Origin of the sequence: Streptomyces sp. NRRL WC-3618, assembly GCF_001280005.1 — a bacterium.
GTDB lineage: Bacteria > Actinomycetota > Actinomycetes > Streptomycetales > Streptomycetaceae > Streptomyces.
This window is the reverse complement of record NZ_LGDW01000451.1, coordinates 13,470-23,798: the sequence shown is the minus strand read 5'-3', so window position 1 is coordinate 23,798 and position 10,329 is coordinate 13,470. Positions and strand designations below refer to the sequence as shown.

The window sequence follows — 10,329 nt, the reverse complement described above, 5'->3', positions numbered from 1 at the left end:
CATGCGCACCCGGACCCGCGGCAGGGGTTCAGCAGGTGTAGCCGCCGTCGACGGTGATGGTCTGGCCCGTGATGAAACTCGCCGCGGGCGAGGTGAGGAACCGGATGACGCCGAGCACGTCGTCCACCGAGCCGAGCCGGCCCAACGGCGTTCGGCGCACGATGCGTTGGCGTTGGGCCTGGCCGATGCCCGCGGTCATGTCGCTGTCGAAGTAGCCGGGGGCGACACTGACCACGCGGACCCCGGCGGGGCCGACTTCACGGGCGAGGCCCCGCGTCAGTCCGTCCAGTGCGGCTTTCGCCGCGCCGTACACAGCGACGCCGGTCTGCCCGCGCAGCGCGTTGATGGAGGACAGGTTGATCACCACACCGGTCCGGCGGGCGAGCATGGGCTTGAGACAGGCCCGGGTGAGCAGGACCGGCAGGGTCACGTTGGTCCGCAGCGCGGTCTCGATGGCCGTCGGGGCGGTCAGGGTCAGCAGGCCCTCGAGCCCGGTGGCCGCGTTGTTCACCAGCGTGTCGATGCGGCGCCGGCGACGCGTGACCGCGCGGCCGAACTCTTCGACCGCCTCGGCGTCCGTTCCGTCGACCGACGACCAGGACAGGGTGTCCGCGGCGGCCGCCTTGCGCAGCGCGGTGAGCTCGGCGGACTCGGTCCGGCTGAAGGTCTCCACCCGGTAGCCGCGCTCCAGGAAGTCGGTCACCAGAGCCAGACCCAGACCGCGGCTGCCTCCGCTGACGACCGCCACCGGACGCCGGTCCGCGGCGCCGCTCATGTAGCGCCCCCCATGCGCTTGAACCGCTCGCCGTGCAACGGCACGTCTGAGACGGTGACGACGGCCGGAACCTTGTGGGGCGGTAGGTGCTTGGTACAGAACTGGCGCAGCCGCCTGTTCAGTGCCCGCCGCTCCTCCTGCTCGACCAGTTCGACGGTGGCCGTGACGATGTGACCGGTGACGGCGTTTGGGCGTCCGGTCACGATGACGTCGGAGACATTGCCGGCTCGGAGCAGCACGTTCTCGACCTCGGCCGGGGACACCTTCTCCCCGCCCACATTGATCAGGGTCGAGAGCCGTCCGAGCACACGGAGGGTGCCGTCCTCGGCGACTTCGACCGCGTCTCCCGTGTTGAGCCATCCCTCCTCGTCGAAGGGGCTGGGCGCGTTGAGATACCCGATCATGGCGCTCGGCGACTTGATCCAGAGAACTCCGTCACGCACCCGCGTCCTGAATCCCTGCCCTCCGAGGTCCATCCGCAACGAGTCGGACGAGACGGACCGCGTGGGCAGGATGCCGGTCTCCGTGAGGCCGTAGGTCTGCTTGAACCGCACCTGGGGGAACACCCTGGTCGCGTGCGCGAGGGTGACCTCGCGCATGGGTTCCGTGCCGTAGGTGATCAGTTCGAGCGAGGACAGGTCGTAGTCCCGGTGGACGTCGGAGAGCAGCAGCATGTTGAGAAAGGTCGGCGTGGTCGGCAGCACCTGGACGCCGTGACGGTGGATGGCCTCACAGGCGTGTTTGGGGGTGCGTTGCGGTTCGGCGACCACGGTGCCGCCGCCGATGAGTGTGCGGAACAAGGTATTGACGCCCCCGATGTGGTCGAGCGCCATGAACTGGAGCGTCCGCCGAGGGCGAGGGGACGCACGGAAGCCGCCCAGCAGCCGCGGGAGCGAGAGCAGGGCCGCTTTGCTCTCGCCGGTCGAGCCCGAGGAGAACAGCAGCAGTCCGGCCTCGCCGCGGCGGGCGCACTCGGTCAGCAGGCGTGGTCGGGGAGCGTCCGGTGGCGTGGGGGTCCGGACAGTCCACTCGTCGGGGCCGCCGAACTCGACGACACGGGTCGCATGCGCCATGGTGACCCGGCGCGCCCGCTGATCCTCCGGCGGATCGGTGGGGGCGAAGGGAACCACGACAGCGCCTCGGACGGCGAGCGCGGTGAAGAGCGCGACCATGTGCGGTGAGGCGTTCCCGACGATCGCCACGCACTCGCCCGCCGCCACTTCGAGCCGGCTCAGCTCGGCCAGCCAGCCGGAGGTTCGCTCCGCGAGCTCGGCGTACGTGACCCTGCCGCCGTGCCCGACCATCGCCTCGGCGTCGGACCGACTCTGAAGCTGCGACAACAGCCAATCCACCGTGCTTCCCCCAATTCTCCCAATTCACGTGACGGAAGCCACCCGCATTTCCGGCTGTCCGGCGATACGGCAATCTTCACTCTGCCCCCATTTCGAGCCCGAATGGAATGGCGTGCCGAGCGTGTCCCGCCGGCGAGACACGCGGTCCATCGGCGTGACCGCCTTCTGTCTAGCCGGCGAGACAGGGGGGTCTTGCGGCAGACATTCTGCTTTGATGGCTGCAGCCACGTGAGGTCGCGCGGAGTGCACATGTGCCAGCATGAGAGAAACGGGGGCTGCTATGTCTCAAATGCGCCACGTGAATGGTCGTACGGTTCCCGCCTCATCCGCACAGCAGAGGATGTACTTCTCCTCACTGGTTCGGCCGGACAGTTCGGTTGACGCCTGGGGAACTGTTCTCGCGGTCGGCGGGGACCTTGACACCGACCGCCTCGGGCGCTCTCTTCAAGTGCTGCGTGACAGGCATGAAACGTTGCGCACCACATTCATGGAGGACGAGGGCGAGGTCCTCCAGGTCGTGCACGACGCGGACGAAGCCGCTGACCGGACCGCTCTGATCGACATGGTGGAGGCCAAGGGGGACTCGCACGGCGAGCGCCGCGCCTGGGCAGAGTCCGAGGCCACAAGGCTGCTGGGTGTTCCTTTCGACCTCGCGTCGGGGCCGCTCTGGCGGACGAGCGTCATACGGGTGTCACCCGGGTCGCAGCTGCTGGTCTTCGTTTTCCATCACCTCATCATCGACGAAGTCTCCGCTCAGGTGTTCGCCGAAGAGTTGCGCCTCGCTTATGCCGATGCGGACTCCGCGGCCCTCTCGAAGCCCGCCGTTCAATACTCCGATTTCTGCCTGGCGGAGAAATCCTCGGAGGTGGACCGATCCGGCCTGGACTATTGGCGCGACCGGCTTGCCGGCATCCAGCCCGTACGGCTGCCTGAGGACAGCGGGGAGAGCCCGGGCGGGATTATCGGTTCCCGGCTCCCGGTCACCCTTCCAGGAAAGGTGGTGGCGGACTTCGAAGCATTTTGCCGGGACCGCTCGGTCACTCCGTTCACCGGCATGCTTGCGGTGTACTTTATTTTGTTGCAGCGCTGGACGGGATCGAGCGATATAGCGGTCGGCACACCGGTGGTCGCTCGACCGAACCCGGACTTCTACGGGACGATCGGATTTTTCGCCAATACCGTGGCGCTGCGCTGCCGGGTAGAGGTCACCTCGACCTTCGATCGCTTTATCGAGCAGGTGGATGAGGCGATCCTGGACGCACTCGAATACCAGGATGTGCCATTCGAAGTGGTGGTGGAGACTCTCGCCCCCCATCGGGACGCCGATCGTAACCCCCTCTTCCAGGCCGCCATCGGATACGGTTCGCTCGACCCGAGCGCGATCTGGGCCCTTGACGGCCTGCGTGTGACACCCGTGCCGGACCCCGTGGAACTGATGAGGATCCAGTTCGATCTGATGCTGGACATACGGCGGCAAGCGCACGAAACGTGCCTGACCGTCGAATACAACCGTCAGCGGTTCTCCGAGGAGGCTATGCGGAGGTTCGCTGATGCCTACGGAAACCTCCTGCAATCACTCAGCCGGGCACCCGATGTCCCCCTGGGGAGCGTCCCGGTCCTCAGCGGGGCCGCACTGGCGGAAACGCTGATGCTCGGCGCAAGCTGTGAAACGCGGGACGACCGTGCCCCCGCGGAATACACATCCGCATGGGAAATCTTCGAATCGACGGCCGCGACCGTTCCTGAACGGGAAGCGGTTGTTGCGGAGGACGAGCGGCTCACCTTCGCCGAATTGGCCGGCCGCGCCCGGACGATGCTCGTGGCATTGCGCGCCCGCGGCGTGCGGACCGGCACTATGGTGGGGATCTGCCTGGCCAGGCGCACTGATCTGATCGTCGCGATGCTCGCCACGTGGGGTGCGGGCGGCGCTTTTCTCCTGCTGGATCCGCAGCGGTCCGAGGCCCACCGCCCGCGCCTCGCGGAGGCGGACACCGACCTGGTCGTCTCGGACGCGTGCTTCGCCGAGGTGGAGACGGTCTCACCGGCCGCACTCCTGGCGGATGGGGCAAAGGCCCTCGGGGAGGGATCCGCGCACGGGCCCGATTCCGTTCGTCGCCCGGCCACCGCCCCGGCGTACACGATCTTCACATCAGGTGTCACGGGACAGCCGAAAGGCGTGGTCGTGGACCAGAGCAGCCTCGTCGCTCTCGCCGCCACCCGACTGGCGCCGATATACGCACGGTTGCCCGAAGGGTGCCAGGTGAATGTCGGCGCGCTGGGTTCCCTGACTTCTGATGTGTTCATCAACCAGTGTCTCGGCATGATCGCCTTCGGGCATCGGCTGCTGCTGCTCGACGAAGAGGAGAGGACGGATCCGCTCCGGCTCCTCTCCCGGGGATCGGATCCGGCGTCATCGATCGATGTACTCGACTGCGCCGGCAGCCAGATGGAGATCTTGGTCGACGCCGGCATCCTAGCGGTGCCGTATCCGCCGAAGCTGGTGATCACCGGTGGTGAGAGCGCGTCGGACAGGTTGTGGCGGCGCCTGCACGAGCAGCCAGGGCTCCTCGCGTTCCACACGTACGGTCTGACCGAGTGCACCGCCGTTTCCGCCAGTGCGGAGATCGGCGAACACGCGCGCCAGGTGGCTGGGCGCGCGGCCGGCACGGCTCAGATCTACATCGTCGACGACCAACTCCAGCTGCTGCCGCTGCTGTTCTTCGGCGAGATCTGCATCGGCGGGCTCGGGGTGGCCCAGGGCTACGCGGGACAGCCGGTGCACACCAGCGAGCGATTCATGGCCGACCCGTTCAGCCGCGTCCCCGGTCAGCGCCTGTACCGCACCGGCGACAAGGGCCGCCTGCGGCCTGACGGGCAGCTGGAGTTCTGGGGCCGTCTCGATGACCAGGTGACCGTTCGAGGTCTGCGCGTCGAGCCGGGCGAGCTGGAGGCCTTGCTGCACAGCCATCCCGCCATCGACCGCGCCGCCGTCATGGCTACCGATCTGGGCACGCACACGGCTCAGTTGGTGGCGTACGTCGTGCCGGGCGACGAAGGCCGTGACGGGTTGACGTACTCTGCTGTACGGGACTTCCTCCGCGGCAAAATCCCCTCCGCGCTGTTGCCCGACCGGGTGGAGGTTCTCGACGGGTTCCCGATCACACCCGACGGCAAGCTGGACCGCTGGGCGCTGTCCGGCATCAAGTCGTCGAGCACCGTGGTGGAGACCGGCCATCGCGCGACGCCGTTCGCCGGCTCCCGGGAACGGCGGCTCAGCGAGATCGTGGCCGAGGTCGTCGGTGTTGCGAAGGCCGACCTCGACGACAACTTCTGGGAACTCGGGGGGAATTCGCTTCTCGCCATGCAGGTCATCGGTCGCGTGCGCACTCTCCTCGGCTGCGAGCTGAGCGTCCGAGCACTCTTCGAAGCCGAGACGATCGGGGACATGGCGGTTCAACTGACCGCCGTCGACGGATAGCGCGCGCCCCTCACCAACCGCGGAAGTAGTCCACCGCTGCAGCGGGATGTTCCACGATGCGCCGGATTCCCGCCAGGTCACCCTGTGCCAGCAGACGCATGAGCTGGCGGTCCGTCGGTGGCAACTCGTCGAAAACGCTCTCGGGGACATCCGCGATGAAGGAACGGGCCAGCGACAGAGCCTCGCCCAGAGTCGCGTCATCGTGCAGATGGAGCGCGCGCAGCCCCTGCCGCACGTCACCGCAGCACATGTCCACCGCATAGGGAGGGATGAGTTCCGGGGCGAGTGACCTGATCACCTGGAACGTGTCCAGCACCATGCGCATACAGGCGGCGATGTTGTCCGGTTCGTCGCGTCGCTGGGTGCCCGACGGTGGTCCCTGTTCGCGGATTCGCCAGAGGTAGACGACTTCTGTCAGTACGTCCACTGCTGACGCCTCGATGTGCGCGCGGATCATGACCGGGGCGTCCTCGTACGCCGGCAACTCGAACATGAGCTTTCGCTCGTCCCAGAACGAGCGACGGAGCACCTTGTTCCACACCATGCGGTCGCGCACCAGCGAGGTGTCGCGACGGATGTGGGTGCGGCTCCGGCTGCGGGCGAACGTGTCCTGGTAGCCGGGATGCGGTCGCAAGCCGGCACTGTGCAGCCGGCGTACGTCGCCACAGGCGATGTCGGACCCCGTGGCCTCCAGGGACCCGACGAGCGAGGCGTATCCCGTGGCCGGCACGACGTCGTCGCTGTCGCAGAACGCGAGATACCGTCCTCGCGCCACGCGGATGCCGACGTTGCGGGCGGTACTCAATCCGGCGTTCGATTGCCCGATCAGCCGGATGCGGGAATCCCGGCGCGCCCACTGTTCGGCGATGGCACGGCTTGCGTCCGTGGACCCGTCATCGATGACGATGATCTCGACGTCGTCGACGTGCTGGCCGAGCAGTGACTCGAGACAGGCGGAGATGTAGGGCTCGACGTCGAACATTGGCACGACAACGCTCAACAGTGGGGACATGGCACACATACCTTTCCTCCGGGACCGCACCTGCAAGGCATCGAATCGTCGTCATATGGAAAGTCCCACCACCTGCGAGCCCGTGGTGTCCGGCCCGAACGGCAGCTCCTGAGCGTTCTGTTCGGCCATCGCGGCCCGGATCTCGTCGGTTCTGCCGGGTCCGCTGCTGAGCAGGAGGAAGCCGCCGCCACCCGCGCCGAGGAGTTTGCCGCCGTCGGCGCCAGCCTCGCGGCCAACCTTGTAGAGCGTCTCCGTCCGGTCGTTCGAGATGCCCTCGCTGAGTTCTCGCTTGGCCTGCCAATGAGCGTCGAGCAGTGGTCCGACCTCGTCGACCCGGCCGGTGGTGACGGCGACGAGCATCTCGGCGGCCAGCGCGTGGATGGATTGGAGCCCGCGCAGTGTGCCGACGTTGCCGCGACGCGTGAGACGGTCCTGCCCGCTGAGGACTTGGCCGGCGTCCCGGTTGACCCCGGTGAAGAACAGCAGCAGGCGTTCCCGGACATAGGATTCGAACCTGTCGTCGATCGGCAGCGACTCCGGACGCACACTCCTGTCCTTGCCGATCCGGAGCAGGCGCAGCCCGCCGAGGGCTGCCATGTAGTGGTCGTGCTTGCCCACCGGACGCCCCAGGTCCCGCATTTCGATTGCGGCGGCCCGCTCCGCGAGTTCCTGGGGATCAGGCCCGTCCTGGTGCAGGAGGGCGTGCAGAAGCGCGACCGTGAACGCTCCGGAACCGCCGAGGCCGGAACCGCTCGGGGCGTCGGCGCACGACGCCACCTGGATGTTGCGCAACGTGCCGGTGTCCAACAGGGCGGCGCGCGCGAACCGATGGCGCAGTTCCTCGGCGTGGTCCACCTGTTCGACGTCCTCCCAGCACATCCGGACACCGCCGCCGAACGAGCGGGGGAAGGCTGTCACGCCGACATAGCGGTCGATGGCCAGGCTGATCACGACGCCTCCGAAGCGGTCGGCGTAGCTGGGCAGATCGGTGCCGCCGCCAGCGAGGGAGACGCGCAGCGGGGCACGGGCCACCACCAGGCTCGCCGTCGTCCCGGCGCGGTCCGCAGCCGTATCCCGTGCGGTCACCGTCGTTCCTCCGATGGCCGCGAGTGGGGATCGATGCCCTTCAGTGCCGCAGCCGTCTCGGACGGCCCGACCGGGGTGAAGTAGAGGCCCGTCGCCAGTTCAGCCGCGCCGAGTATCCGCGGCCGCCCGGGGCGGGAGAGCAGTCCGGCGACGGTCACCGACACATGACCGTCCGGTGATCCGTGCGCCGGACGGGAAGTCCACAGCTGGTACGGCATCGGCTCCTGGAACAGACGGTCGAGGCGGCGCACGGTACGGATCAGGGCCGCGGCGAGCCCGTCGCGTTCGGCCGGATCCAGCTCCGCCAGCGACGCCACATGCCGCGGCGCGGTCAGCCGCACGGTGTACGGCGCCGGCGGGGCGGGCGGCACAGAGGCACGCCAACCGTCGCTCTGCTCGACCAGCAGAGCGGGGTCCGGCTCGACGCAGGCCGGGCACGGCGGAGCCGGTGAGCCGTTCCCCCGCACCGGTTCAAGCAACGGGGGGAGGACGGGCAGCGCGAAAATCTGGCTGTGCGGATGCTCCACCGTGGCTCCGGCGGCCGTGCCCCGGTTCTCGAAGACGAGGACGCATCGGACGTCGTCGAGACCGGCCAGTACCTCACCTCGCCGCGCCCACAGGTCGACCACGCGACGCGCGGCCCGCCTGGACATGCCGGCAAAGTCCCGGGTGTGGTCAGGGCTGTGGACCAGCACCTCGCAGCGGCCGGTCGCGATCGGCGGCCAGCGGTTCGGGAACGCGGCCGTCTCGAAGTCCGGGGGTACCTCGCGGCCTCCGGGGCAGAACGGGCAGCCCTCCGCGACACTCACCGGCCGCCGGGCGCGCCCGCTCGCCACGTAGACGCGACGCGGTGTCAGGTCGTCGGCCACGAGCACCGGGGAGGCGGCCAGGCCCGACTTCGCAGCGCCGGTCGCGACGGCCCCGGCGGAGTCGCGTCCGCCAGGTACGGGCACGCCCAGCACCGGAGCCAGCCGGTCGATCAGGTGCCGCACGTCGAGCGGTTCCGCTGGTGGCCGGGTCCAGCTCACCAGGGCGGCCCGGCACTCCGCGTCGGCCAGGCGTCCCACCACGTGCCGCCGCGCCCCACGCTTCAGCCGTCCTGCGGTGCTGGGGATGCCCTCCGCCACGAGGCTCGTGTCGAAGCCCCACGAGCGTCGGCGTAACGGGTTCTGGGCTCTGACGTACCACTTCACCAGCTCGCCGCTCGCGGGGTCGGTGCTCATGGCTACGGAGTACGATCCGAAGCGGTCCACCACATACGTCAGGTCGTGCTCCGACCCGCCGGTGGTGGTCAGTTGTCGGCCTCCGCGCCGACCGTGCGAGCGGTCGGTGCCCGCGCGGCCCACGTCGAGCCAGGTGGAGCCCGCCTGGACGCGGAAGACGTACCGCTGCCCGTCGTCGTACAGCACGGTGACGGGCAGCAGGCGCCAAGTCCGCTCGCCACGGACCTGTCGGAGCAACACCTGCGAGCCGTCGGGCCACGGACTGTTGCGTATCGACAGCCTCCGGTGCCGGGCCGGGCGGAGGCGACGGGTGTGACTGGTCGCGAGGGTCACGAGGCTCCTTCTCCCGGGGTGACTGCCGTGCGGTGCTCGGCGGCGAGCCCTACCTCCGCAGGCCTCTCGGAGTGCTCCTGGACCCAGCGCACCACGCTGTTCACGCCCTCCTGGAGGCCGATCCCCGCGCGCCATCCCAGCTGTTCGGCGGCCCGATCGGTGCTGAGGCGGACATGCCGCATCTCTCCCGGCAGCGGGGCGCCGAAGACCGGAGCCCCGGTGAAACCGGTCGTGGCCGCCAGCGCGGCATGGATGTCGAGTACCGACGAGGACCGACCCGTACCGATGTTGATCAGACCGCTGCCTCGTTCGGTGGCCAGCGCGAAGGCCTCCGCGACATCGTCGACGTGCACGAAGTCCCTTGTGGTCAGGCCGTCGCCGTTGACGACGCACCGCTGACCGTTCAGCATCCGACGCGCGAAGATGGCGACGACCCCGGCCTCCCCGCCGGGATCCTGCCGCGGTCCGTAGACGTTGCCCAGGGCCAGAGCCACGGACGACAGTCCGTGCACCTCCTCGTACAGCCGCAGGTAGTCCAGGGCCACCGACTTCGTCAGTCCGTAGAAGGACCGGGGCGCGCGTTCCCACGCCTCCGTGGTGGGTCCTTCACCGTCCGACGCCTCTCGGTAGATCGTGCCGCCGCTCGATGCGAAGACGACTTTCCGTGCGCCGGCCGTCCGGGCGGCCTCCAGCATCCGCACCAGGCCCTCGACGTTGAGACGCGCGTCCAGGACCGGGTCGCGCATGGAAACCTTCACGCTCATCTGGGCCGCCAGCAGCAGGACCACCTCGGGCCGCTCCGTACGGACCAGGTCCGCGGTGGAGGGCGCGGCGATGTCGGCCTCGTGGACTGTCACATCGGGGTGGAGCCGCAGCACGCGGGACAGATTGGCGCGGTGACCGGTGGAGAAGTCGTCCACCACGGTCACGGTGTGGCCTTGGGCAGCCAGCCGCTCCACAACGTGCGAGCCGATGAATCCGCCACCGCCGGTGACGACCATACGGGTCATGCGCCAACCTCCGGTTCAGGGGACGACCGTCCGGGCGCCGGGCACCGCGGACGGTTGGCA

7 protein-coding genes are annotated in these 10,329 nt (G+C 68.8%); 1 reads left to right on the top strand and 6 read right to left on the bottom strand.

Going from position 1 to position 10,329, the window contains the following annotated elements:
* Positions 1–28: 28 nt before the first annotated feature.
* Both ADL01_RS30865 and ADL01_RS30860 read right to left on the bottom strand, forming a co-directional pair.
* A complete protein-coding gene (locus ADL01_RS30865; protein WP_053745302.1) occupies positions 29–775 on the bottom strand; it encodes an SDR family NAD(P)-dependent oxidoreductase in 747 nt (248 codons plus the stop codon).
* Positions 772–2,115, bottom strand: coding sequence for a class I adenylate-forming enzyme family protein (locus ADL01_RS30860; RefSeq protein ID WP_199834974.1), 1,344 nt, complete (start codon positions 2,113–2,115; stop codon positions 772–774). Before ADL01_RS30860 ends, ADL01_RS30865 begins: the two co-directional genes overlap by 4 nt.
* A 301-nt stretch (positions 2,116–2,416) precedes the next feature.
* Between ADL01_RS30860 and ADL01_RS30855 the strand changes: the two genes are divergently transcribed.
* A complete protein-coding gene (locus tag ADL01_RS30855; protein ID WP_234354854.1) occupies positions 2,417–5,605 on the top strand; it encodes a non-ribosomal peptide synthetase in 3,189 nt (1,062 codons plus the stop codon).
* A gap of 10 nt (positions 5,606–5,615) precedes the next feature.
* Here the strand turns inward: ADL01_RS30855 and ADL01_RS30850 are convergent, their stop codons facing one another.
* From ADL01_RS30850 to ADL01_RS30835, 4 genes are read right to left on the bottom strand one after another with little or no spacing between them, the layout of a single operon-like run.
* Positions 5,616–6,617, bottom strand: a complete 1,002-nt coding sequence (locus ADL01_RS30850; protein WP_159049693.1) for a glycosyltransferase family 2 protein — start codon at positions 6,615–6,617, stop codon at positions 5,616–5,618.
* Positions 6,618–6,668: 51 nt separating this feature from the next.
* Positions 6,669–7,703: a hypothetical protein gene (locus ADL01_RS30845; protein WP_053745299.1), complete on the bottom strand. Its 1,035-nt coding sequence runs from the start codon at positions 7,701–7,703 to the stop codon at positions 6,669–6,671.
* Complete coding sequence (locus ADL01_RS30840) at positions 7,700–9,259, bottom strand: hypothetical protein (protein ID WP_053745298.1); 1,560 nt, start codon at positions 9,257–9,259, stop codon at positions 7,700–7,702. The genes ADL01_RS30845 and ADL01_RS30840 overlap by 4 nt, the downstream gene beginning before the upstream one ends.
* Complete coding sequence (locus ADL01_RS30835; protein WP_053745297.1) at positions 9,256–10,269, bottom strand: NAD-dependent epimerase/dehydratase family protein; 1,014 nt, start codon at positions 10,267–10,269, stop codon at positions 9,256–9,258. Before ADL01_RS30835 ends, ADL01_RS30840 begins: the two co-directional genes overlap by 4 nt.
* Positions 10,270–10,329 lie beyond the last annotated feature (60 nt).

Coding starts and splice junctions, on each gene's coding strand:
- ADL01_RS30850 (WP_159049693.1), bottom strand. CDS start 6,617: ATGTCCCCACTGTTGAGCGTTGTCGTGCCAATGTTCGACGTCGAGCCC.
- ADL01_RS30835 (WP_053745297.1), bottom strand. CDS start 10,269: ATGACCCGTATGGTCGTCACCGGCGGTGGCGGATTCATCGGCTCGCAC.
- ADL01_RS30855 (WP_234354854.1), top strand. CDS start 2,417: ATGCGCCACGTGAATGGTCGTACGGTTCCCGCCTCATCCGCACAGCAG.
- ADL01_RS30865 (WP_053745302.1), bottom strand. CDS start 775: ATGAGCGGCGCCGCGGACCGGCGTCCGGTGGCGGTCGTCAGCGGAGGC.